We start from the raw sequence: 26,108 nt of genomic DNA, 5'->3' as shown, positions 1-26,108 counted from the left end.
GTGAGGAGCGCACGTGGTTGAGCGCATCGAGGCGCCGCCAGCCGAGTCCAAGAGCGCGGACTCGGCACCGGCCTCTGCTCGTGTGCGCAACCGGCTGGCCCGCATCGGTGGCAAGTCCGGCTCCTCGGACCCGGTGCTCGACCCGCTGCTGAAGGTCTACCGGACCACGCATCCCAAGGGTGACGTGGCGTCGATCCAGAAGGCGTACGAGATCGCCGAGCGGATGCACGAGGGACAGACCCGCAAGAGCGGGGACCCCTACATCACGCACCCGTTGGCGGTCGCCACGATCCTCGCCGAGCTCGGCATGACCGCTCCGACCCTGTGTGCGGCGCTGCTGCACGACACCGTCGAGGACACCGCATACACGCTGGATCAGCTGCGCGTCGATTTCGGTGACGAGGTGCGCCAGCTCGTCGATGGCGTCACCAAGCTCGACAAGGTCAAGTACGGCGACTCCGCCCAGTCCGAGACGATCCGCAAGATGGTCGTGGCGATGAGCCGTGACATCCGCGTGCTCGTCATCAAGCTCGCCGACCGCCTGCACAACATGCGCACCCTCCGTTATCTGCGCCAGGACAAGCAGGAGCGCATCGCGCGCGAGACGATCGAGATCTTCGCCCCGCTGGCCCACCGGCTGGGCATGAACACGATCAAGTGGGAGCTCGAGGATCTCGCGTTCGCGACCCTGCATCCGAAGGTCTACGACGAGATCGTGCGACTCGTCGCCGACCGGGCGCCGTCGAGGGAGCAGTTCCTCGAGCGGGTCGTCGGCGACGTCGAGTCCGATCTGCGGCACGTCAAGCTCAAGGCCAAGGTCTCCAGCCGGCCCAAGCACTACTACTCGATCTATCAGAAGATGCTGGTCGGCGGTCGCGAGTTCTCCGACATCTTCGACCTGGTCGGCGTACGCATCCTGGTCGACTCGGTCGCGGACTGTTACGGCGTACTCGGGGTGCTGCACGCGCGGTGGAACCCGATTCCGGGGCGATTCAAGGACTACATCTCGGTCCCGAAGTTCAACATGTACCAGTCGCTGCACACCTCGGTGATCGGCCCGCAGGGCAAGCCGGTCGAGCTGCAGATCCGCACCTACGCGATGCACAGGCGGGCAGAGTACGGCGTCGCTGCGCACTGGAAGTACAAGGAGGACGGCACAGCCGGCAAGACTGGCAAGGCGCCCGACAACAATGACATGCTGTGGCTCCGTGAGCTGCTGGACTGGCAGTCCGAGACCGAGGACTCCGTCGACTTCCTGGACTCGCTGCGGTTCGAGATCAACAACGCGGGTGTCTATGCCTACACGCCCCGCGGCGACCTGATCCAGCTCCCGGCCAAGGCGACGCCGGTCGACTTCGCCTACGCCGTGCACACCGAGGTGGGCCACGCCTGCATCGGTGCGAGGGTCAATGGCCGACTCGTGTCGCTGGAGTCCGAGCTCGAGAGCGGTGACGTCGTGGAGGTCTTCACGTCCAAGTCGCCCGATGCCGGCCCGAGCCGCGACTGGCTCGAGTTCGTGGCGAGCCCGCGGGCCCGCAACAAGATCCGCCAGTGGTTCACCAAGGAGCGGCGCGAAGAGGCGATTGAGCGCGGCAAGGACCAGATCGCCAAGCAGATGCGCAAGGAGGGGCTGCCGCTGCACCGGCTCTTCAAGCACGAGACTCTTGCGACCGTCGCGCAGGAGCTGCAGCTCCCGGACGTCTCGACCCTCTACGCCGCGGTCGGTGAGGGCAATGTCGGGCCGCAGAACGTCGTCGAGCGGGTCATTGACCTCGCGGGCGGCCGCGAGGGTGCGCAGGAGGACCTGGCTGAGGCGACGTCGTTGCCCGGTGTCGGCACGCGCCGGCCCCGCACCGAGAACCGCGATGCGGGTGTCGTGGTCGAAGGGCTCGACGGCGATGTCATGATCAAGCTGGCACGGTGCTGCACCCCTGTGCCCGGCGACAGGATCGAGGGGTTCGTGACCAGGGGGTCAGGCGTCTCGGTCCACCGGAGCGACTGCGTCAACCTGATCGCACTGCGGAGCGAGCCTGAACGCTTCGTCGCGGTGCACTGGGCGCCGACTGGCAAGAGCACCTTCCTGGTCGCGGTGCAGGTCGAGGGGCTGGATCGCCCGCGCCTGCTCAGCGACATCACGCGGGTCATCTCCGACCAGCACGTCAACATCCTCTCGGCGTCGCTGTCGACCGGCCGCGACCGGGTCGCCAAGTCGAAGTTCACCTTCGAGATGGCCGACCCCAAGCACCTCGGTCACGTGCTCTCCGCCGTACGTACCGTCGAAGGCGTCTTCGACGTCTACCGCCTCACCCAGTAGCGCTGACGGGTCACTTTTCGTCCCGTGACGGGTCACTTGCTGCCCGGTGGCGGGTCAGTTCTTGTCCGTTGAGGGGTCAGTTACCGTCTGGCGCCCCACCAGCGTGGGAGGGGCCGGATGCCCAGAAGGTCGCCGAGCTCGTCCTCGAACGAAGTATCCGGGCCGAAGATCCTTTGGCGATCGCCGATGACCCACCGCCACCCGTACAGGTCCGAGAGGTAGTCGCGCCGGTCCACGTCATGTTCGCGGTGGTGCTGCGCGGTGTGAAACTCCCGGCCGTCGAACTCGGTCGCGATGAGAAGCTCCGGATATGGCAGGTCGATGAAGAAGGATCGCCCGAAGTCGTCGATGACCTCGTGCTGAGGGTCCGGGGGAGGGAAGCCTGCATCAAGCATCCGAAGTCGCTGCCAGGACTCACCCGGAGACTGGGTCTTGGGCTCGATGATTGTCGCAAGACTGCGGGCCTGCACGATGCCGCGATACCCTTTCAGCCGCGCGACGTAGTCGATGACTTCCTCCCCGCCGATCAACCCCGCATGTGCGAACGCGTCAGCTGCCGCGAGGGCGTACGGCCGATACATCTTGCGGAGCAGATCGGAGACGGTGCGGACTGAGGTCGTCAGATGTATGCCGTTCACGTACTCCACGTCATCTGCGTGGATGATGGCCTGTCGTCCGCGGCTCCGAGCATGGCGAACGCGACCGGCGCCGTGACGCGCGACCATGGCTGGCTCAAAGTCGTGTCGGCCGCCGGGCGCGAAGACATCGAGGCCTCGAACCCAGGCAGCAGTCTCGTCACAAACGACTGCGTTCTTGGGCGCGACCAGCTTGATGGCCCTCAATCGGCCGCTGCGGGAGTCCGGCACGCGCGCATCGACGAAGACATTGCGGAATTCCCGGCGTACGAGACCCTGTTCCAAGTGGGATCTCAGGATCGCGGGTGACAGACCCAGGTCGCGGGCGATCTGGGAGGTGAATGGGAATCCGTCGTGTATCAGCGTGGGCATGCTCGCATGGAAGCGTCACCCATCGCCGACGTCGACCTGTTCGTCCACAGGGGCGTGATGTGACCCGCGGATGGGCAGGAAGTGACCCGTCACCAGACGGGAAGTGACCCGTCACCGGACGGGAAGTGACCCGTCACCGGACGGGAAGTGACCCGTCACCGGAGGGGTTGGGTTAGGAGAAGTCGGCTTGGGCTTTTTGGGCCATCGCCAGGAAGGCTTGCTTCGAGTCGAGGTCGGCTTGGAGGTCCTTGACCTTCTTGGCGTCACCCTTGGCCTCGGCGGCGGTGATCTTGGCGGCGACCTCGTCGATGGCTCGCTGCAGCTTGCCGATCATGTCGTCAGCGCGCGCGGACTTCTCCGGATCGGTCTTGCTCCACTTGCGCTCCGTGGCCTCTCGGACCGCGTCCTCGATCTTGCGGATGCGCGCCTCGAACTCGCTCATCTTGGCTCGAGGGACCTTGCCGGCCGCCTCCCACTGGTCGGCGAGATCGAGCCAGGCCTTGCGCGCGGTGTCGGGATCCTTGATGGGCAGGAGCTTCTCGGCCTCGGCCAGGATCACGAGCTTCTTCTCGGCATTGACCTCATATTCGGCGTCGAGCTTGGCGTTGGCCTCGTCGCGGGCGGTGAAGAACGCATCCTGGGCCGCCCGGAAGCGCTTCCACAGCTTGTCCTCGACATTGCGCGGCGCGGAACCGGCCTTCTTCCACTCGGTCATCAGATCGCGGTACTTGCCGGCGGTGGGACCCCACTCGGTCGAGGTCGCGAGCGCCTCCGCCTCGACGATGAGCTTCTCCTTGATCGTCTTGGCGGCATCACGCAGCGTCGACTGCTCACTGAAGTGGGTCTTGCGGCGGCGGGTGTATGCCGTCCGGGCCGAGCTGAAGCGATGCCACAGCTCGTCATCGGCGGACTTGCTGAGGCGGGGGAGTGCCTTCCACTCCTCGAGCAGCGCGCGGAGCTTGTCGGCGCCTGCCTTCCAGTCGTTGCCAGCGGCGATCTTCTCTGCCTCGCCGGCGATGCGGGTCTTCTCGGTCTGCGCCTCGGCGACCTTGGCCGCGCGCTCGGCCTTGCGAACCTCGCGCTGCTTGTCGATAGCGGGTTGGAGGGCGTCGAGCCGCTTCAGCAACGAGTCGAGGTCGCCCAGCGCCTGGGCATCGGTGATCTGCGCACGAGCCTTGGTGACGGCCTTGCCGGCGTCATCGGGTGACAGGGCGCCGCCCTCGAGTCGTTTCTCGAGCAGGTCGACCTCGACCTCCAGCCCTTCGAAGCGGCGGACATACAACGACATGGCCTCGGCGGGGTCACCCCCCGGCCACTGGCCGACCAGGCGTTCACCGTCAGTGGTACGGACGTAGACATTGCCTTCGTCGTCGACACGACCCCAGGGGTTCGTGGGCGCAGAACTCATGGGCGACAGTGTAGGCGTCAGCCAGCCGCCGAGGTGTCGGCGCATCTCGCGTACCCTGTCGCACGTGCTTCTCACGTCATTTCCCGCCGGTCCGCTGCAGGCGAACTGCTACTTCATCTCCCGCGGTCCGGGGACCGGATGCGCGATCGTCGACCCCGGTATGGATGCCATGGACGGAGTCCACTCGGTCGTCGCCGAGCACAACCTGAGGCCCACGGCGGTGCTCATCACGCACGGTCATTTCGACCACATGTGGTGCGCCCAGGACGTCGCCCGGGAGTACGACTGCCCGGTGTGGATCCACCCTGCGGACAAGCACCTGCTGGGCAATCCGATGGCCGCGATCTCGGGCGAGTCGGCCGCGATGCTGCGCGCCCAGCTGGGCATGACCGACATTCCCGAGTTCGTCGAGCCCGCAGACGTACGCGATGCAGTCGACGGCGCCCGCATCGACGTGGACGGCCTGACCTTCCTCGTCGACCACGTCCCCGGACACACCCCCGGCACGGTGTTCTATCGAGTCGACTACGACGGCCCCGAAGACGTCTCGCAGGTCATGTTCTCCGGTGACTTCCTGTTCGCGGGCTCGATCGGCCGTACGGATCTCAACGGCGGCTCGCACCCGCAGATGCTGACGAGCCTGCGCGACCGGGTGCTGCCGTTGGCCGATGACATCGTCGTGCTGCCGGGCCACGGCGGACAGACCTCGATCGGTCGCGAGCGCGCGACCAACCCGTTCCTCGCGGGGTTGGTGCAATGAGCAAGCTCTCCGGCTTCCCGGAGTTCCTCCCGCGTGAGCGCGTCGTCGAGCAGCAGGTGCTCGATCATCTGCGCCGTACGTTCGAGCTGCACGGATTCGCCAACATCGAGACGCGCGCCGTGGAGCCCCTCGACGTGCTCCTGCGCAAAGGTGAGATCGACAAAGAGGTGTATGCGGTCAAACGGCTGGCCGCAGGTGATGCCGAGCCGGCCGAGCTCGCCCTGCACTACGACCTCACCGTCCCGTTTGCGCGCTACGTGCTGGAGAACGCCGGCCAGCTCGAGTTCCCGTTCCGCCGCTGGCAGGTGCAGAAGGTGTGGCGCGGCGAGCGTCCCCAGCAGGGACGGTTCCGCGAGTTCACACAGGCCGACATCGACATCGTCGCCCGCGACGTGTTGCCCTTCCACTTCGACGTCGAGGTGGCCAGGGTCATGGCCGAGGCATTGGCCGGGCTGCCGATACCGACCGCGACCCTCCAGATCAGCAATCGCAAGGTGCTGGAGGGGTTCTACCTCGGCCTCGGCGTGGCCGAGCCGGCAACGGTCATGCAGGTCGTCGACAAGCTCGACAAGGTGCCTGCCGACAAGGTGCGTGAGCTGCTGGTTGAGCAGGGTCTGGCCGGCGACCAGGCAGACAAGGTGCTCGCCCTCGCCGAGATCGTCACGACCGACACGTCGTTCGTCGCGCGGGTTGAGGCCCTGGGGGTCGAGCACGAGCTTCTCGCGGTGGGGCTGTCCGAGCTCTCGCAGGTCATCGAGGGTGCGTCCGGCGTGGAGGGCGTCATCGTGACGGCAGACCTTCGCATCGCTCGCGGACTCGACTACTACACCGGCACGGTGTTCGAGACCCGCCTGGAGGGGTGGGAGCACCTCGGGTCGATCTGCTCCGGCGGTCGCTACGACGAGCTCGCGTCCGACCGCCGAAACTCCTACCCCGGCGTGGGCATCTCGCTCGGCGTCTCTCGCCTCCTCGTCCCGCTGGGTCTGGCTGCCAGCCGGTCGGTCCCGTCGGCCGTGTTGGTGGCGGTCGACACCGAGGATTCGCGCGCCGGCAGCAACGCAGTCGCGCAACAGCTGCGCAGTCGGGGCATCGCCACCGAGGTGGCCCCCAAGGCCGACAAGTTCGGCAAACAGATCCAGTACGCCGAGAAGCGCGGCATCCCCTACGTCTGGTTCCCGCCGACATCGGTCAAGGACATCCGCTCCGGTGATCAGGTCGACGCCGAACCCACCACCTGGGCCCCACCCACCGAAGACCTCACGCCCCACATCCTGAGAACACCTAGCAAGGAGCAGAACACGTGATCCGCACCCATGACGCCGGAAGCCTGCGCGCCGAACACATCGGTCAGCAGGTCACCCTCGCCGGATGGGTGGCGCGGCGTCGAGATCACGGCGGCGTGGCATTCATCGATCTTCGCGAGTCCTCGGGCGTCGTGCAGGTCGTCGTGCGCGAAGAGGTCGCCCATCAGCTGCGCTCGGAGTTCTGCCTCAAGATCATCGGCACGGTCCGGCAGCGGCCGGACGGCAACCAGAACGCCGGGATACCGACCGGAGACATCGAGGTCGTCGCCGAGGACGTCGAGATCCTGAGCGCCGCAGCACCGCTGCCGTTCCCGATCGACGATCATGTCGATGTCGGCGAGGAGGCACGGCTGAAGTACCGCTACCTCGACCTCCGTCGCTCCGGGCCCGCCGCGGCGATCCGCCTCCGCAGCAAGGTCAACGCCGCCGCCCGCGAGGTGCTCGCGGGCAAGGACTTCGTCGAGATCGAGACACCGACACTCACGCGGTCGACTCCCGAGGGCGCTCGAGACTTCCTGGTGCCGGCGCGGCTCAAGCCCGGCAGCTGGTATGCCCTCCCGCAGAGCCCGCAGCTGTTCAAGCAGCTGCTGATGGTCGGCGGCATGGAGCGCTACTACCAGATCGCGCGCTGCTATCGCGACGAGGACTTCCGCGCCGACCGCCAGCCCGAGTTCACCCAGCTCGACATCGAGATGAGCTTCGTGGAGCAGGCCGACGTGCTCGACCTGATGGAGCAGATCCTGGTCAACATGTGGTCGCTGATCGGCTACGACATCCCGACCCCGATCCCGCACATGACGTATGCCGAGGCCATGCGCCGGTTCGGCTCGGACAAGCCCGACCTGCGCATGGGTCAGGAGCTCGTGGAGTGCACTGACTACTTCAAGGACACCTCGTTCCGGGTGTTCCAGGCCGAGTACGTCGGCGCTGTGGTCATGCCGGGCGGTGCGTCGCAGCCCCGCCGCCAGTTCGATGCGTGGCAGGAGTGGGCCAAGCAGCGTGGTGCCAGGGGACTGGCCTACGTGACGATCTCCGAGGACGGTGAGCTCGGCGGACCCGTCGCCAAGAACCTCAGCGATGCCGAGCGGGCCGGCCTCGCCGAGCATGTCGGCGCCAAGCCGGGGGACTGCATCTTCTTCGGTGCGGGCGCGATCAAGTCCACCCGCGGCCTGCTGGGTGCTGCGCGCCTCGAGATCGGTGAGCGCGGGGGGCTGATCGACACGGACGCTTGGGAGTTCGTCTGGATCGTCGACGCGCCGCTGTTCGAGCCCTCGAGTGACGCGGTCGCCTCCGGCGACGTCGCGGTCGGTGCCGGCGCCTGGACCGCCGTGCACCACGCGTTCACCTCGCCGCAGGACCTCGCGACATTCGACACCGAACCCGGTTCGGCGCTCGCCTGGGCGTACGACATCGTCTGCAACGGCAGCGAGCTCGGTGGCGGGTCGATCCGAGTCCACCGCGAAGACATCCAGAAGCGTGTCTTCAAGGTCATGGGCATCGAGGAGGACGAGGCGCAGGAGAAGTTCGGCTTCCTTCTCGACGCCTTCACCTTCGGTGCGCCGCCCCACGGTGGCATCGCCGTCGGCATGGACCGCATCTGCGCGATGCTCGCCGGCGCCGACTCGATCCGCGAGGTCATCGCATTCCCCAAGTCCGGTGGTGGCTTCGACCCGCTCACCGCCGCCCCCGCGTCCATCACGACCGAGCAGCGCAAGGACGCGGGCGTCGACTGGAAGCCGGAGCCCAAGAAGGCCGACGACGTCCCGAACCAGCCCTAGGCTCAAGGCATGAGCAATGACGGGCTGTTCGACCTCCCCGAGCCGGCGCCCACGACCGGCACGGGCGGCGGATCGCTCAGTGGCAACACCCATGCGTCCGCACCCCTGGCAGTACGCATGCGACCTCGCTCGCTCGATGAGCTCGTAGGCCAGGACCACCTCCTCGCAGCGGGCTCGCCGCTGCGTCAGATGATCGACGGGAACCAGCCGCTCACGATCCTTCTGTGGGGCCCGCCGGGGACCGGCAAGACGACGATCGCGAGCCTGCTCAGCGCGCACACCGACCGCCGGTTTGTCGAGGTCTCGGCTGTCTCGGCCGGTGTCAAGGAGGTCCGCGAGACCATCGCGGGCGCCCGCCGGGCGCTGTCGCAGAGCGGTGTCGAGACCGTCCTGTTCGTCGATGAGGTCCACCGTTTCAGCAAGTCACAGCAGGACGCCCTGCTGCCCGGCGTCGAGAACCGTTGGGTCTCGCTGGTCGCCGCGACGACCGAGAACCCGCACTTCAGTGTCATCTCACCGTTGCTCTCCCGCTCGCTGCTGCTGACCCTCGAGTCGCTCACCGACGACGACATCGGCGTCCTGGTCGATCGCGCGCTCACCGACGAGCGCGGACTGGGCGGTGCAGTCACGCTCACCGACGAGGCCAAGAACCACCTCGTACGCCTTGCCGGAGGCGACGGCCGCCGGGTTCTGACCTATCTCGAGGCCGCCGCCGGTGCCGCGACGAGCCAGGACAAGGCCGAGATCGATGTCGAGGACGCGGCCCTCGCGGTCGACAAGGCCGCGGTGCGTTATGACCGTCAGGGCGATCAGCACTATGACGTCATCAGCGCCTTCATCAAGTCGATCCGCGGCTCCGACGTCGACGCGGCGCTGCACTACCTCGCCCGCATGATCGAGGCCGGCGAGGACCCCCGGTTCATCGCGCGCCGGCTGATGATCCTGGCGAGTGAGGACATCGGCCTGGCCGATCCCACGGCGCTGACCACGGCGGTCGCCGCAGCCCAGGCGGTGGCGATGATCGGCTTCCCGGAGGCCCGCATCACGCTGTCGCAGGCCGTCATCGCGCTCGCGACGGCGCCCAAGTCCAACGCGGCCTACAAGGCCATCGACGCCGCGATCGCAGACGTACGGGCCGGCAAGATCGGCGCCGTGCCGCCTGCCCTGCGCGATGCCCACTATGCCGGTGCCAAGAAGATCGGCCACGGCCACGACTACCTCTATGCCCACAGTGATCCGCGTGGCGTGGTCGGTCAGCAGTATGCGCCCGACGGCGTCGATGGAGCGACCTACTACGAGCCCGGCGACCACGGCGCCGAGGCCGCTCTGGCCGAGCGGCTGGCCCGCATCCGCGCGATTCTCCGCGATCGTTGACGGGTAACCTCGTTCCCATGGCGGCGGAGCTCTGGATCCTGGCTGCGACCGCGGTGCTCGCCGTGGTCGCGATCGGTGCTGCGGTCATCGCCGTGCGCGCCGCCCGCCGCAACCCTGCCAGGTCCGTTGGCACGGCAACCAAGCCGCCGTCGAACGGGCTCGCGGTGCTCGACCCCACCCCGCTGCGGCCTGAGCCGCACGCCACACCCCGCGAGCTCGAGCCCCACGTAGCCGAGGGTCGCCTGATCGTCCCGCCCTCGGAGCAGCAGGTCGTCAGTGCCGCACTCAGTCGTCCCGGCGTACGCCTGTCGATCCTCGCGCACGGTGTCGCTCACGCGTTGCGCGCCGAGAGCCGCGACCGGATCGTCTCGCTGATGCGGCGCGAATACCGCCAGCGCCGCCGCGAGCGGTTGCAGGCGGGCCGCCGGGCCGTACGCGCAGGACGGCCGACTCCACCTTCGGACCGGTGGCTCGGCTCATGAATTCACGGATCGTCTGGTTCATCGCCGGCTCGGCGGCCGGTGTCTATGCGACGGCCAAGGCGCGCCGGGCCGCCTATCGGCTGTCGACACCGGGACTCGTCGATCAGGCCGCAGCCCTCGGGCTCGGGCTGCGAGCATTCGGCGGAGAGCTGCGCGACGGCATGGAGGTCCGCGAGCGTGCCATCGCGCACCAGCTGGCCGGCGGGCCGGCCGATGACATCGACCTGCTCCGCCTCGAGGCCGAGCACACCCACGAGACCCGACCCACTGAGGGGCAAACCTGATGCACACCGCGGAGATCCGCCGTCGATTCCTCGCCCACTTCGAGGACGCCGGGCACACCGTCGTGCCGTCCGCCCCGCTGCTGTTCGACGATCCCAACCTGCTGTTCGTCAACGCCGGGATGGTGCCCTTCAAGCCCTACTTCCTCGGCCAGGAGACCCCGCCGTGGGACCGCGCTGCGAGCGTGCAGAAGTGCCTACGCACTCTCGACATCGAAGATGTCGCCAACACGACGCGGCACGGCTCGTTCGTCCAGATGAACGGCAACTTCTCGTTCGGCGACTACTTCAAGGCCGGCGCCATCACCCACGCGTGGAGCCTGATCACGGGTTCCGTCGACCAGGGCGGTCTCGGCTTCGATCCCGACTCGATCTGGGTCACGGTGCTGCACTCGGACGACGAGGCGCGTCAGCTGTGGAAGGAGATCGCCGGCCTGCCGGAAGAGCGCATCCAGAGCCGTGGGCTGCTCGACAACTACTGGCACATGGGTGTCGCGGGTCCCGGCGGGCCGGCGAGCGAGATCTATGTCGATCGGGGGCCCGAGTTCGGTCCAGACGGTGGACCGGTCGTCGACGAGGAGCGGTTCCTCGAGATCTGGAATCTCGTGTTCATGCAGGAAGAGATCACCAACGTCCGCGCCAAGGACCAGTTCGACGTCATCGGTGACCTGCCCCACCAGAACATCGACACCGGGATGGGCCTCGAGCGCGTCGCCTACCTCCTGCAGGGCAAGGGCAACCTCTACGAGATCGACGAGGTTTTCCCGGTCATCGAGAAGGCCTCCGAGATCTCGGGGCGAACCTACGGCAAGGACCACGACGACGACGTACGTTTTCGTGTCGTCGCGGATCACGTCCGCAGCGGCTTGATGTTGATGGGCGACGGTGTGGCGCCGGGCAACGAGGCGCGTGGTTACGTCCTGCGCCGCTTGCTGCGTCGTGCCGTGCGGTCGATGCGCCTGCTCGGATATGACGATCCGGCCCTGCCCGAGCTGTTGCCGGTCAGCCTCGAGCGCATGAAGGCGTCCTATCCCGAGCTCGAAGCCGACTTCCCGCGCATCTCGCAGATCGCGTATGCCGAGGAGGAGGCATTCCGCCAGACTTTGGGCAAGGGCACGCAGATCTTTGAGAGCGCTGCGATCCAGGTCAAGGAGAGCGGCGCCACGATGCTGCCCGGCAACCAGGCCTTCGCGCTGCACGACACCTATGGCTTCCCGATCGACCTGACGCTGGAGATGGCCTCCGAGCAGGGCCTGACAGTCGACGAGGAGGGTTTTCGGGCGCTCATGACCGAGCAGCGTTCACGCGCCAAGGCCGATGCCAGGGCCAAGAAGGGCAGCCACGCCGACACGACGGTCTATCGCGCTGCGCTGGATGCAGGCGGTCCGACCGACTGGCTCGCCTACACCGACCTGACGACCGAGTCGCTGGTGCTCGCCCTGATCGTCGAGGGGTCGAGCGTCCCGGTGATCTCGGCGGGATCGCTCGGTGAAGTCGTCCTCGACCGCACGCCGTTCTATGCGGAGTCCGGCGGTCAGCATGCCGATGCGGGTCTCCTGACCTGGGATGGCGGGCGCGCCGAGGTGCTCGATGTCCAGCGGCCGATCCGGGGCCTCGTCGTGCACCAGGTACGCGGGCTCGAGGGTGAGCTGGCGATGGACCAGGCGCTCGAGGCGGCCGTCGACCCCGAGTGGCGGTTGGGAGCTCGTCAGGCGCACTCCGGCACCCATGTCGTCCACGCTGCGCTTCGTGAGGTGCTCGGACCCACCGCCCTGCAGTCCGGCTCCTACAACCGGCCCGGCTACCTGCGCCTCGACTTCGGCTGGAGCGGCGCCCTGTCGCCCGAACAGCTGCATGGAGTCGAAGAGGCCTCCAACCGCGCCCTGCGTGCCGACCTGGCGGTAAGTGCGCACACCATGTCGCTGCCTGCGGCTCGGGAGTTCGGTGCGCTCGCCCTGTTCGGCGAGACCTACGGAGAGGATGTTCGAGTCGTCGAGATCGGCGGCCCCTGGTCACGTGAGCTGTGTGGTGGCACGCACGTCGAGCGGTCGTCGCAGATCGGCACCCTGGTCGTCACGTCGGACGGCTCGGTCGGGGCGGGGAACCGCCGCATCGAGGCTCTGACCGGTATCGAGGGCTTCGCCTACCTCGCGCGTGAGCGTGATGTGGTGCGTCAGCTGACCGAGATCCTCAAGACCCAGCCTGACGAGGTGCCGGCCCGGGTCAAGGATCTCGTCGAGCGACTCAAGAGCGCCGAGAAGGCCGCTGAGCGCCTCAAGGCTGCCCAGCTGCTAGGGGCTGCCGGTGACATCGCCGCCAGCGCCAAGGACATCAACGGCATCGCCTTCGTCGGCCACCACGCGGTCGGCGCGGGCGGGGGAGACGTACGCACGATCGCCCTCGACATCCGCGGACGCCTGCAGGACCGCCCGGCCGTCGTCGTGGTGATCGGCGATTCCGGCGGCAAGCCCGCGGCGGTCGTGGCACTCAACGGCGCCGCGCAGGAGCGAGGGCTCACGGCCAATCAGCTGATCGGGGTCGTCGGCGACAAGATCGGCGGTCGCGGCGGCGGCAAGGGTGATGTCGCCCAGGGCGGCGGGACCGAGGTGTCCGCGATCCCCGCGGCACTCGCGGCGGTTGAGGCGGCACTTCAAGCGTGACGATTCGTCGTGGACGGCGGATCGGTGTCGATGTGGGCGACGTACGCATCGGGGTCGCGGTGAGCGACCCGGACGGAATTCTCGCGACCCCCGTCGAGACGGTGCCCGCCGGGCCAGGAGCGATCACCCGGCTTGCCGAGATCGTCCGCGACTATGAGGCCCTGGAGTGCGTCGTCGGTCTGCCGGTCGGTCTCTCCGGGCGTGAGGGACCGGCTGTGACCAAGGTGCGAGCGTTCTGTGCCGACCTCTCCCCGGCGATCGCGCCGGTGCCGATCCGGCTGTTCGACGAGCGCATGTCGACCATGACGGCCGAGAGTCAGCTGCGACACAGCGGGCGCTCCGGCGCAGCCAGGAGAACTGTCGTTGACCAGGCTGCCGCTACCGTGATCCTGCAGACGGCACTGGATTCAGAGCGGACCCGCGGGTCCGCCCCCGGAGAGAGCGTGTGAGGCATCGATGAGTGACAGCGGACTGGACCTGATGACGGGTGACTCCTCCGGACCCGGGAGGCGGCGCGCTGACGCCCCGGGGCATACCCCGTGGGGTCGACGCATCGTGGTCCTCTTGGTGCTCGTCGCGGTGGTCTTCGGTGGCTATCTCGCCTGGGGCAAGGCCTCGACGTTCCTCAACGGGCCGGCCGACTACACCGGTGCCGGGTCCGGCAGCGTGGTCGTCGGGATCCCGACCGGGTCGGGCGGCTCGCAGATCGCAGACATCCTCGCCGACAAGGACGTCGTCAAGAGCGCCGAGGCGTTCTATCAGCTCAGCCTCAAGGACACTCGCTTCCAGTCGATCCAGGCAGGGTTCTACAAGGTGCCCAAGAAGATGTCCGCGGAGAACGCGATGAAGGCGCTGATCGACAAGGGCAACATCGTCACCGCGCCCGGTGAGTCACGGGTCACGATCCCGGAGGGCGCCCGTCTCAAGAGCATCACCAAGATCATCGCCGCCAAGACCCAGATCTCAGCCGCCGAGGTCACCAAGGCGCTCAAGGACGGCGACGCGATCGGCCTCCCCGCGGTCGCCAAGGGCAACCCTGAGGGCTACCTCTACCCGGCGACGTACGCAGTCGGCTCCAAGACGACCGCGGTCAAGCTGATCAAGGAGATGGTGGCCAAGACGTTGGCAGTGGCCAAGGACCTCGACATCGGCACCCGGGCACGCGACCTGGGTCTCAATGGCGAGGAGGTCCTGACGGTCGCCAGCATCCTGGAGTTCGAGGCCAAGAAGGACGAGGACTACGCCAAGGTCGCTCGGGTGCTCTACAACCGCATCGAGGCGGGCATGCCTCTGCAGCTGGACTCGACCGTCTCGTTCGCGAGCGGGCGCGAGGGCGATGTCTTCACCACACCGGACGAGCGCGACTCCGACTCGCCCTACAACACCTACAAGGTCAACGGTCTGCCGCCGGGACCCATCGGCTCGCCGGGAGAGAAGACCATCGAGGCGGCCCTCAACCCAGCCGACGGCTCGTGGCTCTATTTCGTCGCGGTCAACCTCGAGACCGGCGAGACGGTGTTCTCCGACACGCTCGCCGAGCACAACCAGGCAGTCAAGACCTTGGAGGCTTACTGCCAGGAAGACGAAGACAACTGCTGATGTCGACCCACCTCCCGTGAAGTGCGCCGTCCTGGGGTCGCCGATAGCCCACTCGCTGTCGCCGGCGATGCACCGTGCCGCCTATGCCGAGCTGGGCCTCGACTGGACCTATGACGCCATCGAGCTGCGGGAGGACGATCTCGCGACCTTCCTGACCTCATTGGGCGATGACGTGCGCGGGTTCTCTGTGACCGCACCGCTCAAGCGCACGGTCGCGGGCCTGGTCCACGATGCCAGCGAGATCGTGGCCCGGCTCGGCAATGCCAACACCGTCGTCGTCGAGGACTCCAGGCTGTGGGCCGACAACACCGACGTGCCAGGTGCGGTGTCGGCCCTGCGGGAACGTGGAGTGGACCGGGTCCGATCGGCGCGCATCCTCGGTGGTGGAGCAACAGCGGCGTCGATGGCCTACGCGGTTTCGATGATGGGGGCCGAGCGCGTGGAGCTCGTCGTCCGTGACCCGTCGCGTGCCGCCGGCGCGGTGCGCGTGGCCGAGGCCGCTGGGCTCGCGGTGACGGTCAGCGTCCTGGACGAGCTGCGAACAGGTCAGGTCGACCTTCTGGTGTCCACCGTGCCCGCCGACGCGGTTGGTGAGCTGAGGCGCGATCTGGTCGTCTCCGCGCGGGCGGTCTTCGACGTCGTCTATGACCCTTGGCCCACACCGCTGGCCGAGGCCGCTGAGCGTGCCGGGGTGCCGGTCGTCTCGGGTCTGGACCTGCTGGCCCATCAGGCCGCTCTCCAGGTCGAGCTCATGACGGGGCATCAGACTTCTCCACAGGCGCTGCGCGGAGCCGCGCTTGCCGAGCTCTCGGCCCGCTAGCGTCATCGCGTGACCATCGCCATCGCCGCCGTTGCGGCCGCCCTGATCGGGGCGGCCGGGCCGCTGGTGCTGCGCCGCATCCCCGAGCCGCCGCAGCTCGACCCGGACAAGCTCCCCTACGAGATTCTGGCAGAGTTCCGTGGCCTCGCGATCGGTCTGGCACTCGGCGCGGCGGTGATGGCCGGTGTCGTCGCGTGGCAGATCGACGACTCCGAGCTGCTGCCCGTGTGGGTGGTCATCGCGGGCGTCGGGTCCTGGCTGGCCTTCATCGACTGGCACACCCGGCTGCTGCCGTTCGTCATCGTGGCGCCGACCTATCTGCTGACCCTGGCTCTGGTCGGCCTTGGAGCGCTGCTGCTGGGCGACGTCAGGGTCCTCGTCGATGCCCTTGTGGCCAACATCGTGGTCTACGTGATCTTCCGGGTCTTCTACTGGATCGCGACCAGGTTCTTCGGAGGAGCATTCGGCTTCGGTGACGTACGGCTCTCGGGAGTCCTGGCCCTGGCCCTCGGCGCGCTGGGCGCAAGCGAGGTCCTCGTCGGGATGTACGCCGGCTTCATCCTCGGTGCCGTGCTCGGCATCGTGCTCTCACGACTCAAGCTCGTGGATCCCAAGGGATATGCGTTCGGGCCCTACATGATCGCCGGTGCTGTCCTGGGCGCCGCCTGGGGACCGGCGATCTACAGCGTCTGACGCGGCTCAATGCGTCAGCTTCAGGCCGACCACGCCACCGATGATGACGAACAGGCAGAGCACCTTGAGCGGCGACGCGGACTCATCGCCGGAGGCCATGGCATACGAAGCCGTCAGGACTGCGCCGATGCCGACCCACACGGCATAGGAGGTGCCGATCGGGAGCGTGCGCATGGCATAGGCCAGTCCCGCCATGCTGGCGACGAGTGCGACGCCGAAGACCGCGGTGGGACCGAGCCGGGTGAAGCCTTCTGACCGGCCCAGCGCGGTGGCCCAGACGGCTTCGAGGACACCGGAGACGATGAGAATCAACCACGACATGACTGGGCTCCTTCGCGTCGTCTTGTCGCTGGCCGGGTACGACGCCCTCGTCCGGACACCGGGCTGCGGTGTCGCTCCATGATCACACGCGGACGCGTTCCCGAGTGACGCACGGGGCGTGGGAGAATTGTGACCATGCTTCGTTGGTTGACCGCAGGTGAGTCGCACGGCCCCGCTCTCGTGGCCGTGCTCGAAGGGTTGCCTGCGGGGGTGCAGGTGACCAGCAAGGACATCCAGGCCGCGTTGGCGCGCCGGCGGCTGGGATACGGGCGCGGTGCCCGGATGGCGTTCGAGCAGGACGAGCTCGAGATCGTAGGAGGCCTTCGCCACGGCTCGACGATGGGCAGCCCGATCGCCCTGCGGATCGGCAACAGCGAGTGGCCCAAGTGGGAGCAGGTCATGGCCGCGGATCCGGTCGAGGACGACATCCTCGCGGGACTCAAGCGCAATGCCCCGCTGACCCGGCCCCGACCCGGGCATGCTGATCTGGCCGGCATGCAGAAGTTCGGCTTCGACGAGGCCCGGCCGATCCTCGAGCGCGCAAGCGCGCGTGAGACCGCCGCCAGGGTGGCCCTCGGTGAGATCGCCGCCCAGTTCATCCTGCAGACGACGGGCGCGACGATCGTGTCCCACGTCGTCGAGCTCGGCACCGTACGCTCGCCGGCCGGTGTGATCCCGCGACACCGCGACGTCGAAGCGCTCGACGCCGATCCGGTGCGCTGTTTCGACCCCGCGACCAGTGCCGCGATGGTCGCCGAGATCGACCTCGCCCACAAGGACGGTGACACGCTCGGCGGTGTCGTCGAGGTCGTGGTCGAGGGTCTGCCTCCGGGCCTCGGCTCTCACACCCACTGGGACAAGCGGCTCGACGGACGGCTCGCCGCGGCACTCATGGGCATACAGGCCATCAAGGGTGTCGAGCTCGGCGATGGGTTCGAGCTCGCCCGGACGCGCGGATCGCTCGCGCATGACGAGATCGTGCCCACCGCTGACGGCATCCGGCGGGTCTCGGACCGCGCAGGCGGCACCGAGGGCGGCATGACGACCGGTGAGATCCTGCGGGTCCGAGCGGCGATGAAGCCCATCGCAACGGTTCCGCGAGCGTTGCGGACCGTCGACGTCGAGACCGGCGAAGAGGCGCGCGCCCATCATCAGCGCTCCGACGTCTGCGCGGTCCCCGCCGCCGGCATCGTTGCCGAGGCCATGGTGGCGCTGGTCGTCGCCGACGCGATCCTCGAGAAGTTCGCCGGTGACGCGGTCGACGAGACCCGCCGCAACGTCGAGGGCTATCTCGCCAACCTGAGGCATCGTTGAGTCCCGTCGTCGTCCTCGTCGGGCCACCCGGCGCGGGCAAGACGACCGTTGCTGAGGACCTGGCGGCGCGGCTCGGCGTGACGTTCCGCGACACCGACCACGACATCGAGTCGCACGAGGGGATGTCCGTGCAGGACATCTTCATCGACCACGGAGAGGCGCGTTTCCGGACGCTCGAGGAGAAGGCCATCGCCGTCGCCCTCGCCGAGCATGACGGTGTGCTGGCGCTCGGAGGCGGCGCCGTGATCAGCGCGGCGACGCGTGAGCTCCTCCAGCAGCACCGGGTGATCTTCCTCGACGTGGGGCTCGCCGCGGCGGTGTCGCGGGTCGGGATGAACGCCAACCGACCCCTGCTGCTCGGCAACGTCCGATCCCAGCTGAAGGCACTGATGGACGGGCGCCGCCCGCTCTACACCGAGGTCGCCCGATTCACGATCGTCACCGACGATCTGGACGCGGCCCAGGTGACCGACCGAGCGCTTGCGCTGATCCAGGAGAACCGATGACCACCCGCTTGACCGTGCCGACTGATCGCCCGTACGACGTGGTGATCGGCAACGGGGTGCACGAGCAGCTGCGCGGACTCGTCGGATTCGGGCTCGGGGTCATGCGGGTCGCGATCATCCACCCGCCCACGATGGCCAAGCAGGCTGAGCTCCTGCGTGAGCCGCTGGTGTCGGACGCGCTCGAGGTGCATCTGATCGAGGTGCCCGACAGTGAGCAGGCCAAGACCGCCGATGTGCTGACGTTCTGCTGGAAGGTTCTCGGCGAGGCAGGATTTACCCGCTCCGACGTCATCGTCGGAGTCGGTGGCGGTGCCACCACGGATCTGGCCGGCTTCGTGGCTGCCAGCTGGCTCCGCGGAGTGCGCTTCGTCAACGTCCCGACGACGGTGCTCGGGATGGTCGATGCCGCGGTGGGCGGCAAGACCGGCATCAACACCGCGCAGGGCAAGAATCTGGTCGGCGCGTTCCACGAGCCGGTCGGGGTGCTGTGCGACCTCGACGTGCTCCCGGGCCTGCCGGCCGCAGAGCTGCGCAGCGGCCTCGCCGAGGTCGTCAAGTGCGGGTTCATCGCCGATCCAACGATCCTCGACCTGATCGAGGCGGCGCCCGCCGCGATCTCGGACCCCACGTCACCCATCGTCGCCGAGCTCATCGCCAAGGGCATCATGGTCAAGGCTCGAGCCGTCGCCGGTGATCTCCGTGAGACCGGGGCAGACGGGGGAACAGGTCGTGAGGCGCTCAACTACGGGCATACCCTCGGCCACGCCATCGAAAAGTTCGAGCACTACCGGATCCGCCATGGTGAGGCGGTCTCGATCGGCATGGTCTATGTCGCCGAGATCGCACATCGTGCCGGCCGGATCGACCAGGACCTGCTCGACCGTCATCGCTCGATCCTTGGCACGGTCGGGCTCCCGGTGACGTACCGGCCGGGGATCTGGGAGGCGTTGGCCGCGACCATGCGTCTGGACAAGAAGACCCGCGGGGACCAGCTGCGGTTCGTCGTGCTTGACGCCCTCGCCACGCCAGTGATCCTCGCGGGACCTGATGAGACGTTGCTGTTCGATGCCTATCGAGCCGTGTCGTCGTGACGACGTACGGCCGTCTGGACCGTCTGGGCGAGGAGCTGCTCGATCGCAGCCTTGAGGGACTGTTCGTCACGACGCTCGTCAACGTCCGCTACCTCACCGGCTTCACGGGATCGAACGGTGCCGTCTACGTATCAGCAGGCGGCCATGCCGTGTTCGTCACGGACGGGCGCTATCGCGACCAGGCGGCGGTCGAGGTGCCGGACCTCGAGCACGTCATCAGCCGTGACCTCCTCGGCGAGATGGCGCGGCGGGCATCGGGTGCCGACCTCGGCATCGAGTCGCACACGCTCAGTGTCGACGCCCTCGCCCGACTGACCGAGCACCTGCCGTCCACCAGACTGCAGAGCGCCGGACGGGTCGTGGAGGGGCTTCGTGAGACCAAGGACGCGGTCGAGGTAGATGCCCTCCGACGAGCCTGCGAGATCTCCACGGTGGCGCTCGGCCAGCTGCTCGAGGGTCCGCTCGTCGGGCGCACCGAGCGCGAGGTCGCCCGTGACCTCGAGAACCGGATGCTGGACCTTGGGGCCGAGGCCATCGCGTTCGACACGATCCTCGCCGCCGGCGACAACTCCGCGATCCCGCACCACAGTCCGACCGATCGGCTCCTCGTCACGGGTGACCTGGTCAAGGCCGACTTCGGCGCACGGGTCGACGGCTATCACGCAGACTGCACCCGCACCTTCGTGCTGGGTCGCGCAGATGACTGGCAGCGCGAGATCCATACCGCCGTCAGGCAGTCGCAGGAGGCGGGGGTCGATGCACTCCGCGCAGGCAGCGCCGTCGCCGACTCCTATGGCGCGGCGACGGCGGCTCTTGAGACTTCGGGGTGGCTCCACGCGTTCACGACCGGCCTCGGGCACGGTGTCGGGCTGGAGATCCACGAGGACCCGTTCATCGGCCCCTCGCAGACAGGTAAACTGGCTAGTCGCACTGTCCTCACGATGGAGCCGGGCATCTATGTGCCGGGTCGCGGGGGAGTGCGTATCGAAGACACTGTCCTCGTGAACCCGGGCGCCCCAGAGGTGCTCACCACGATGACCAAAGACCTCCTGGAGATCGGCTGATGGCCACCACGAACGACATCAAGAACGGCATGGTTCTGGACCTCGACGGACAGCTCTGGTCCGTGGTCTGGTTCCAGCACCACAAGCCCGGCAAGGGCGGCGCGATGGTCAAGACGACGCTCAAGAACGTCATGAGTGGCAAGACCGTCGACAAGACGTTCAACGCCGGGCTCAAGATCGAGACCGCCAATGTCGACAAGCGAGACTTCCAGTACCTCTACCACGACGGTGACTCCTTCATCTTCATGGACAAGACGACCTACGACCAGGTCAACATCCCCGACTCGGTCGTGGGCGACGCCAAGCACTTCATGCTCGACAACCAGGACGCCATGGTCGCGATGCACGAGGGCGTGCCGCTCTACATCGAGCTGCCGGCATCGGTCGAGCTGCTCGTGGAGTACACCGAGCCCGGCCTGCAGGGTGATCGCTCCAGTGGCGGCACCAAGCCGGCTCGACTGGAGACCGGCAAGGAGATCCAGGTCCCGCTGTTCATCGTCAACGGCGAGAAGATCAAGGTCGACACGCGCGATGGCAGCTATCTCGGTCGCGTGCAGGGCTGATGTCGGCACGTACGAAGTCACGCAAGCGGGCGTTGGACATACTCTTCGAGTCCGAGCTCCAGAGCCTGCCGCCCGGCGGCACGCTCGCCGATCGGCTCGCGACCAACGAATACCCCGTCAACGACTACGCGGTGCAGCTGATCGAAGGCGTTGTCATGCACCGTGACCGGCTCGATGAGATCATCACCGACAACGCGCGGGACTGGACCCTGGATCGGATGCCGGCGGTCGACCGCAACCTGCTGCGCATCGGGGCCTACGAGATCCTGTATGTCGACGACGTGCCCGACGCCGTCGCGGTCAGCGAGGCCGTGGGGCTCGCTGGCGACCTCTCAACCGACGAATCGCCGACGTTCATCAACGGTTTGCTGAGCAAGATTGTGGAGCTGAAGCCGACCTTGACCGCGTGACGGCGACGAATCGGGACGGCCGAGGGCCTACTCCGAAGGTTCGGGTGTCTCGCAATCGACCTTCGGGTTGACCCCGGCGTAGTTCAGCGGGCCGGCGGCGATCGTCAGCACAGTGTCGCCCACCTTCGAGCAGTCAGCGTCTCCCGATGACGTGAAGTAGTCGCGTTGGGCCGCTGCGAGGACCCCGATGATGAGCCAGATGAGTAGAACCGCTGAACCGATGCGCATGTTGCCCTCCTGATGCTGCGAAGTTCCCCCGCGTATGGCGTTTCATTCGAACATACTCGCTCCATGCCTGCTGCCGACAGCGTCCGGCAGTGGATCGAGCTGTTCGTGCGAATCCGCGGCGGCGAGAGTGCGGAGCGGTCCTTCGTCGGGCGTCGTCCCTGCAGAGACGACGAGTGCGATCTCGATGCTCACTACCGACTCATGGGGAGGCGGAGCGGTGCCCAATGGGACTGGGCCATCGGCACCTATGAGGATCTGGCGATTCAGCGAGGCCGTGGGGCTCGCCGGTGAGCTCTCAACCGACGAATCGCCGACTTTCGTCAACGGTTTGCTGAGCAAGATTGTGGAGCTGAAGCCGACTTTGACCGTGTGAGACCCGGATCACGGCGGAATCAGAACAAGTTTGTTGTTTCGAACGTCATGACCCGGCTCCTCCCCACTCTCCCTATGTAGAGGCCCACAGGTCTCATCGAGATACAGGGGAAAAATTCGTGCTCACCGAAGAACTCATTGATCGCATGGCCGAGAAGTGCATTCTGAACGACGAAGATTTCGACGCGGTCGTTCTGGATCATCGACCCAAGCGCATCCAGACGGTCAACCTGCACCACTTGGCCCTCGCCTCGAAGTCCGATGACTTCGCCAAGACGATCGAGAAGGCCGACTTCATCACCGCCGACGGGTGGCCGATCGTCTCGCTGATGCGCTCACGCGGCATCGACCCGGCTCGGGTGACGGGTTCGGAGTTCGTCGAGCGTATGCTCGCGGGCCGCCAGTTCCACGGCAAGAAGGCAGCGATCCTGGGCGCCGACCGGCACGTCGGGCACGCATTCCGCGGCCAGCTCCACGACTCGGGCCTGCACGTGGTCTTCCGCGAGCACGGCAATCGCCGGGACTGGAAGCCCAAGCGCCTCGCCAACCGGCTCATCAAGAGCCAGGTCGACCTCTTGATCGTGGCCGTGACACCTCCGTTCGGCGACATGATCGGCGAGCAGGTCCGCAAGGCCGGCTTCAACGGCGTCGTCCTCAACGTCGGCGGTGCGGTCAACATGGCCACCGGCAACGCGACGATGGCCCCTCGCTGGGTCCGCCTCACCAAGATCGAGTGGTTCTACCGCCTCGCCCAGGAGCCTCGCCGTCTGTTCCGCCGCTACTTCGTGGAGTGCCTGCCGGTGTTCCTCAAGGTCATCCTTCCGAGCTACTGGCGCCGCAATCGGGTCTGACCTGCAGGCGGCCGAGCCGGGACCAACTTCTGACAGACGCCTGGCGGTGGGTCGAGGCGGATTTGACGATTGCGTTCGTGGCCCTGTCCGGTCACGTCTGACACCACATCCTTCCTGCCATCGCAGCGATTGATCACCCTGGCTGATGGCCAGCGGGACCTCTGGAGACGCTCAACGACCGCGTGACGACTGGTTTTCGTACGCGCGTCTCGCTACGTTCAGGAGGCTGCCCGGCTCCCACCGGGCGACAGTGACGTGAGTTCTCTGTCAGGGGGATCAGTAGTGACAAGCTTCTTTGAGTTCGTGCACGACCGATGGTCGGTGCTCTACTTCTTGGCTTACCAGCACATGAGCCTGGTCGTGCAGACGTTGATCCTGTCAACGCTGCTGGCGCTGGTGGTCGGGGTCCTGCTCTACCGGTCGTCGTGGGGGGTCGCCCTCGGTAATGCCATCACGGCCATCGGGCTGACCATCCCGTCCTACGCCTTATTGGGGGTGTTGGTGGGCATTGTCAGCATCGGCGTCTTCCCATCGGTCGTGACCCTGGTGTTCTTCGGCTTCATGCCGATCCTGCGCAACGTCATCGTGGGGTTGGCCGGCGTCGACCAGACGCTCGTCGAGTCCGCCCGAGGGATGGGCATGGGCCGCATCACCCGTCTCTTCCGGCTCGAGCTGCCGCTGGCCTGGCCCGTCATCATGACCGGCGTCCGCGTCTCAGGTCAGATGCTGATGGGCATCGGTGCGATCGCGGCATACGCCCTCGGCCCGGGCCTCGGCGGCTACATCTTCTCCGGCATATCCCGTACAGGCGGAGCGAACGCGACCAACTCGATCGTCGCGGGCACCGTGGGCATTCTCGTCCTCGCCGTCATCCTCGACATCGTCCTGAACATCTTCACCCGGCTCACGACTCCTAGGGGCATCCGTGTCTGACACGACCACCACCACATCCACCCCCCACCCGGCCAGCGCTGGTGGGGCACGCATCCTGCTCGACGGCGTCACGAAGCGCTATCCGGGCCAGGACAAGGCTGCCGTCGACAACGTGACGCTCGAGATCCCGGCAGGCGAGATCGTCGTGCTCGTCGGTCCGTCGGGCTGCGGCAAGACGACCACGATGAAGATGATCAACCGGCTCATCGAGCCGACGAGCGGCCGCATCTTCATCGGTGATGACGATGTCACCGACCGCAACGTCGACGAGCTGCGGCGTCACATCGGCTACGTGATCCAGGGGGCAGGCCTGTTCCCGCACATGACGGTCGCCGACAACATCTCGCTGGTCCCGCGTCTGCTCAAGTGGGACAAGAAGCGCACCAGCGCCCGCGTCGATGAGCTCCTCGAGCTGGTCAACCTCGAACCGGGCCAGTACCGCCACCGCTATCCGCGTGAGCTGTCGGGCGGTCAGCAGCAGCGCATTGGCGTGGCACGCGCCCTGGCGGCCGACCCGCCCGTGCTCCTGATGGACGAGCCGTTCGGTGCGGTCGACCCCATCACCCGTCAGCGCCTGCAGGACGAGCTGTTGCGGCTCCAGGAGGAGCTGCGCAAGACGATCGTCTTCGTGACCCACGACTTCGACGAGGCGGTCAAGCTCGGCGATCGCATCGCGATCCTGCAGGTCGGGTCCGAGATCGTGCAGTACGACACGCCCGAACGCATCCTCAGCAACCCGGCCGACGACTTCGTCCGTGGGTTCGTCGGGCATGGCGCAGCGCTCAAGCAGCTGACCCTGACCCGTGTGCGCGACGTCGAGCTCCACGAGGCGGCCGTCGCGCACGTCGGTGGCGACGAAAAGGCGGCCATCGCCGCAGCCCGGGCGATCGGACGCGAGCACGTCGTCGTGCTTGACGAGCAGGAGCGCCCTCAACGCTGGATGTCGCTGCGTGAGCTCGAGCACCCCGGTTCGCTGGCCAGGGTCGAGCGGGACCTCGATCTGGAGTCCGTCAGTCTCGCGTCGACCCTCAACGATGCGCTTGATGAGATGCTGACGGCCTCGCACGGCGTCGTCGTCGTGACCGGCCGCCGCAATGCGTACCAGGGCGTCGTCCGGGTCGAGACGATCATGGCCGCGATGAGCGACATCCGCAGCGCGGCCGAGGACGCGGAGACGGTCTCGTGACGGCCAGTGTCGCCGACCCGCAGTCCGAGGTCCAGGTTGATGCAGCCTCGACGGTCAGTGTCGACCGGCCAGGTCGTCTGCGCTGGTTCCTGCAGCCCACTATCTGCGTCGTAGCGGTCGTGGCGTCGTTGGTCTACGTCAACACCGCATCGGTCTCCGAGACTGAACGTCGCTCGTTGAGCGTCGACGAGCTGCTGGCACTGCTGCGCCAGCACATGTCCATCAGCGTGACCGCGACGCTGCTGACCTGTCTCGTGGCCATCCCGCTCGGCATCCTGCTGACCCGGGGCGCGATGCGAAGCTTCGCCAAGCCCGTGACGACGGTGGCCGGGTTCGGCCAGGCCGCTCCAGCCATCGGCCTGATCGCACTTGGTCAGGTGCTGTTCGGCATCGGCTTCTGGGGGGCGGTCATCGCCCTCACGGTCTACGGGGTTCTGCCGATCGTCGCCAACACCGTCACGGGTCTCAACAGCGTCGACGCCCGGCTGGTCGAGGCGGCCCGCGGGATGGGGATGTCGGCCTTCTCGACCCTCGTCCGGGTCGAGCTGCCGCTTGCGCTCAAGATCATCGTCGCCGGCGTCCGCACGGCCCTCGTGCTGATCGTCGGCACCGCTACGCTCGCAGCATTCACTGGCGGCGGTGGACTCGGCACGCTCATCAAGACCGGCATCACGCTGCAGCAGGACGTGACGCTCATCGTCGGTGCGATCCTGGTCGCGGCGCTCGCTCTGTTCATCGACTGGCTCGCGCGTCTCGTCGAGCTTGTGGCAGCACCGAAGGGAATCTGAC

Annotated in this window: 27 protein-coding genes and 1 riboswitch; of the genes, 23 read left to right on the top strand and 4 right to left on the bottom strand. The window is 67.2% G+C overall.

The window, feature by feature from the left end; translation table 11 throughout:
* The first annotated feature begins 82 nt into the window (after positions 1-82).
* Positions 83-2,314, top strand: coding sequence for a bifunctional (p)ppGpp synthetase/guanosine-3',5'-bis(diphosphate) 3'-pyrophosphohydrolase (locus WKF39_RS12990; protein WP_340389082.1), 2,232 nt, complete (start codon positions 83-85; stop codon positions 2,312-2,314).
* A gap of 80 nt (positions 2,315-2,394) precedes the next feature.
* Here the strand turns inward: WKF39_RS12990 and WKF39_RS12985 are convergent, their stop codons facing one another.
* Both WKF39_RS12985 and WKF39_RS12980 read right to left on the bottom strand, forming a co-directional pair.
* Complete coding sequence (locus tag WKF39_RS12985; RefSeq protein WP_340389058.1) at positions 2,395-3,321, bottom strand: hypothetical protein; 927 nt, start codon at positions 3,319-3,321, stop codon at positions 2,395-2,397.
* A gap of 172 nt (positions 3,322-3,493) precedes the next feature.
* A complete protein-coding gene (locus WKF39_RS12980) occupies positions 3,494-4,729 on the bottom strand; it encodes a DUF349 domain-containing protein (RefSeq protein WP_340389056.1) in 1,236 nt (411 codons plus the stop codon).
* Between the two features lie 64 nt (positions 4,730-4,793).
* Between WKF39_RS12980 and WKF39_RS12975 the strand changes: the two genes are divergently transcribed.
* Genes WKF39_RS12975 through WKF39_RS12925 form a run of 11 tightly spaced genes read left to right on the top strand, consistent with a single transcriptional unit; the run spans position 4,794 to position 16,480 of the window.
* Positions 4,794-5,489 carry an MBL fold metallo-hydrolase gene (locus tag WKF39_RS12975; RefSeq protein ID WP_340389054.1) on the top strand — a complete coding sequence of 232 codons (696 nt, stop codon included), beginning with the start codon at positions 4,794-4,796 and terminating at the stop codon, positions 5,487-5,489.
* Positions 5,486-6,793, top strand: coding sequence for a histidine--tRNA ligase (hisS, locus tag WKF39_RS12970; protein ID WP_340389052.1), 1,308 nt, complete (start codon positions 5,486-5,488; stop codon positions 6,791-6,793). Before WKF39_RS12975 ends, hisS begins: the two co-directional genes overlap by 4 nt.
* Positions 6,790-8,571 carry an aspartate--tRNA ligase gene (aspS, locus tag WKF39_RS12965; protein ID WP_340389050.1) on the top strand — a complete coding sequence of 594 codons (1,782 nt, stop codon included), beginning with the start codon at positions 6,790-6,792 and terminating at the stop codon, positions 8,569-8,571. Before hisS ends, aspS begins: the two co-directional genes overlap by 4 nt.
* 9 nt (positions 8,572-8,580) lie before the next feature.
* Complete coding sequence (locus tag WKF39_RS12960; protein WP_340389048.1) at positions 8,581-9,945, top strand: replication-associated recombination protein A; 1,365 nt, start codon at positions 8,581-8,583, stop codon at positions 9,943-9,945.
* Between the two features lie 17 nt (positions 9,946-9,962).
* Positions 9,963-10,427: a hypothetical protein gene (locus tag WKF39_RS12955; RefSeq protein WP_340389046.1), complete on the top strand. Its 465-nt coding sequence runs from the start codon at positions 9,963-9,965 to the stop codon at positions 10,425-10,427.
* Positions 10,424-10,711, top strand: a complete 288-nt coding sequence (locus WKF39_RS12950) for a DUF6167 family protein (RefSeq protein ID WP_340389044.1) — start codon at positions 10,424-10,426, stop codon at positions 10,709-10,711. The genes WKF39_RS12955 and WKF39_RS12950 overlap by 4 nt, the downstream gene beginning before the upstream one ends.
* On the top strand, positions 10,711-13,368 hold the full coding sequence (gene alaS, locus WKF39_RS12945) for an alanine--tRNA ligase (protein ID WP_340389042.1): 2,658 nt from the start codon (positions 10,711-10,713) through the stop codon (positions 13,366-13,368). Before WKF39_RS12950 ends, alaS begins: the two co-directional genes overlap by 1 nt.
* Positions 13,365-13,817 (top strand): Holliday junction resolvase RuvX, encoded by a 453-nt coding sequence (gene ruvX / locus WKF39_RS12940; protein ID WP_340389040.1) that lies wholly within the window; start codon positions 13,365-13,367, stop codon positions 13,815-13,817. Before alaS ends, ruvX begins: the two co-directional genes overlap by 4 nt.
* A 7-nt stretch (positions 13,818-13,824) precedes the next feature.
* Complete coding sequence (mltG, locus tag WKF39_RS12935) at positions 13,825-14,967, top strand: endolytic transglycosylase MltG (RefSeq protein WP_340389038.1); 1,143 nt, start codon at positions 13,825-13,827, stop codon at positions 14,965-14,967.
* Between the two features lie 16 nt (positions 14,968-14,983).
* On the top strand, positions 14,984-15,787 hold the full coding sequence (locus tag WKF39_RS12930; RefSeq protein WP_340389036.1) for a shikimate dehydrogenase: 804 nt from the start codon (positions 14,984-14,986) through the stop codon (positions 15,785-15,787).
* 9 nt (positions 15,788-15,796) lie between these two features.
* Positions 15,797-16,480, top strand: a complete 684-nt coding sequence (locus WKF39_RS12925; RefSeq protein WP_340389034.1) for a prepilin peptidase — start codon at positions 15,797-15,799, stop codon at positions 16,478-16,480.
* Positions 16,481-16,486: 6 nt separating this feature from the next.
* On the opposite strand, the gene WKF39_RS12920 is transcribed toward WKF39_RS12925, so the two are convergent.
* Positions 16,487-16,801: an SMR family transporter gene (locus WKF39_RS12920; RefSeq protein ID WP_340389032.1), complete on the bottom strand. Its 315-nt coding sequence runs from the start codon at positions 16,799-16,801 to the stop codon at positions 16,487-16,489.
* Between the two features lie 11 nt (positions 16,802-16,812).
* Positions 16,813-16,877, bottom strand: a riboswitch (guanidine-III (ykkC-III) riboswitch).
* A 59-nt stretch (positions 16,878-16,936) separates the two neighbouring features.
* Between WKF39_RS12920 and aroC the strand changes: the two genes are divergently transcribed.
* From aroC to nusB, 6 genes are read left to right on the top strand one after another with little or no spacing between them, the layout of a single operon-like run.
* Positions 16,937-18,115: a chorismate synthase gene (aroC, locus tag WKF39_RS12915; RefSeq protein WP_340389030.1), complete on the top strand. Its 1,179-nt coding sequence runs from the start codon at positions 16,937-16,939 to the stop codon at positions 18,113-18,115.
* Positions 18,112-18,621, top strand: coding sequence for a shikimate kinase (locus WKF39_RS12910; protein ID WP_340389028.1), 510 nt, complete (start codon positions 18,112-18,114; stop codon positions 18,619-18,621). Before aroC ends, WKF39_RS12910 begins: the two co-directional genes overlap by 4 nt.
* Positions 18,618-19,712 carry a 3-dehydroquinate synthase gene (gene aroB, locus WKF39_RS12905; protein WP_340389026.1) on the top strand — a complete coding sequence of 365 codons (1,095 nt, stop codon included), beginning with the start codon at positions 18,618-18,620 and terminating at the stop codon, positions 19,710-19,712. The genes WKF39_RS12910 and aroB overlap by 4 nt, the downstream gene beginning before the upstream one ends.
* Positions 19,709-20,776 carry a Xaa-Pro peptidase family protein gene (locus WKF39_RS12900; protein ID WP_340389024.1) on the top strand — a complete coding sequence of 356 codons (1,068 nt, stop codon included), beginning with the start codon at positions 19,709-19,711 and terminating at the stop codon, positions 20,774-20,776. Before aroB ends, WKF39_RS12900 begins: the two co-directional genes overlap by 4 nt.
* Positions 20,773-21,339 (top strand): elongation factor P, encoded by a 567-nt coding sequence (gene efp, locus WKF39_RS12895; protein WP_340389080.1) that lies wholly within the window; start codon positions 20,773-20,775, stop codon positions 21,337-21,339. Before WKF39_RS12900 ends, efp begins: the two co-directional genes overlap by 4 nt.
* A complete protein-coding gene (nusB, locus tag WKF39_RS12890; protein WP_340389022.1) occupies positions 21,339-21,749 on the top strand; it encodes a transcription antitermination factor NusB in 411 nt (136 codons plus the stop codon). Before efp ends, nusB begins: the two co-directional genes overlap by 1 nt.
* 27 nt (positions 21,750-21,776) lie before the next feature.
* On the opposite strand, the gene WKF39_RS12885 is transcribed toward nusB, so the two are convergent.
* Positions 21,777-21,977: a hypothetical protein gene (locus WKF39_RS12885; RefSeq protein WP_340389020.1), complete on the bottom strand. Its 201-nt coding sequence runs from the start codon at positions 21,975-21,977 to the stop codon at positions 21,777-21,779.
* Between the two features lie 63 nt (positions 21,978-22,040).
* Between WKF39_RS12885 and WKF39_RS12880 the strand changes: the two genes are divergently transcribed.
* From WKF39_RS12880 to WKF39_RS12860, 5 genes are all read left to right on the top strand, one after another.
* Entirely contained in the window at positions 22,041-22,268 is a 228-nt protein-coding gene (locus WKF39_RS12880; protein ID WP_340389018.1) for a hypothetical protein, read from the top strand.
* A gap of 200 nt (positions 22,269-22,468) precedes the next feature.
* Positions 22,469-23,200 carry a WecB/TagA/CpsF family glycosyltransferase gene (locus tag WKF39_RS12875; protein WP_340389016.1) on the top strand — a complete coding sequence of 244 codons (732 nt, stop codon included), beginning with the start codon at positions 22,469-22,471 and terminating at the stop codon, positions 23,198-23,200.
* A 282-nt stretch (positions 23,201-23,482) separates the two neighbouring features.
* Positions 23,483-24,133, top strand: a complete 651-nt coding sequence (locus WKF39_RS12870) for an ABC transporter permease (protein WP_340389014.1) — start codon at positions 23,483-23,485, stop codon at positions 24,131-24,133.
* 52 nt (positions 24,134-24,185) lie between these two features.
* The gene (locus tag WKF39_RS12865) at positions 24,186-25,319 is read left to right on the top strand and encodes a betaine/proline/choline family ABC transporter ATP-binding protein (protein ID WP_340389078.1); all 1,134 of its coding nucleotides are present in this window, start codon (positions 24,186-24,188) and stop codon (positions 25,317-25,319) included.
* On the top strand, positions 25,316-26,107 hold the full coding sequence (locus tag WKF39_RS12860) for an ABC transporter permease (RefSeq protein WP_340389012.1): 792 nt from the start codon (positions 25,316-25,318) through the stop codon (positions 26,105-26,107). Before WKF39_RS12865 ends, WKF39_RS12860 begins: the two co-directional genes overlap by 4 nt.
* The last annotated feature ends 1 nt before the right edge of the window (position 26,108 follow it).

The organism is Aeromicrobium sp. (genome assembly GCF_037719875.1).
Taxonomy (GTDB): domain Bacteria; phylum Actinomycetota; class Actinomycetes; order Propionibacteriales; family Nocardioidaceae; genus Aeromicrobium.
Note: the sequence above shows the minus strand (reverse complement) of the source record. Positions and strands in the feature narration are given on the sequence as shown.

Bases quoted from the DNA above. Each gene is read 5' to 3' on its own strand.
- WKF39_RS12985 (WP_340389058.1), bottom strand. From the start codon at position 3,321: ATGCCCACGCTGATACACGACGGATTCCCATTCACCTCCCAGATCGCC.
- alaS (WP_340389042.1), top strand. From the start codon at position 10,711: ATGCACACCGCGGAGATCCGCCGTCGATTCCTCGCCCACTTCGAGGAC.
- WKF39_RS12880 (WP_340389018.1), top strand. From the start codon at position 22,041: ATGCCTGCTGCCGACAGCGTCCGGCAGTGGATCGAGCTGTTCGTGCGA.
- WKF39_RS12960 (WP_340389048.1), top strand. From the start codon at position 8,581: ATGAGCAATGACGGGCTGTTCGACCTCCCCGAGCCGGCGCCCACGACC.
- hisS (WP_340389052.1), top strand. From the start codon at position 5,486: ATGAGCAAGCTCTCCGGCTTCCCGGAGTTCCTCCCGCGTGAGCGCGTC.
- nusB (WP_340389022.1), top strand. From the start codon at position 21,339: ATGTCGGCACGTACGAAGTCACGCAAGCGGGCGTTGGACATACTCTTC.
- WKF39_RS12950 (WP_340389044.1), top strand. From the start codon at position 10,424: ATGAATTCACGGATCGTCTGGTTCATCGCCGGCTCGGCGGCCGGTGTC.
- WKF39_RS12955 (WP_340389046.1), top strand. From the start codon at position 9,963: ATGGCGGCGGAGCTCTGGATCCTGGCTGCGACCGCGGTGCTCGCCGTG.
- WKF39_RS12920 (WP_340389032.1), bottom strand. From the start codon at position 16,801: ATGTCGTGGTTGATTCTCATCGTCTCCGGTGTCCTCGAAGCCGTCTGG.
- aroC (WP_340389030.1), top strand. From the start codon at position 16,937: ATGCTTCGTTGGTTGACCGCAGGTGAGTCGCACGGCCCCGCTCTCGTG.
- WKF39_RS12885 (WP_340389020.1), bottom strand. From the start codon at position 21,977: ATGCGCATCGGTTCAGCGGTTCTACTCATCTGGCTCATCATCGGGGTC.
- WKF39_RS12980 (WP_340389056.1), bottom strand. From the start codon at position 4,729: ATGAGTTCTGCGCCCACGAACCCCTGGGGTCGTGTCGACGACGAAGGC.
- mltG (WP_340389038.1), top strand. From the start codon at position 13,825: ATGAGTGACAGCGGACTGGACCTGATGACGGGTGACTCCTCCGGACCC.
- aroB (WP_340389026.1), top strand. From the start codon at position 18,618: ATGACCACCCGCTTGACCGTGCCGACTGATCGCCCGTACGACGTGGTG.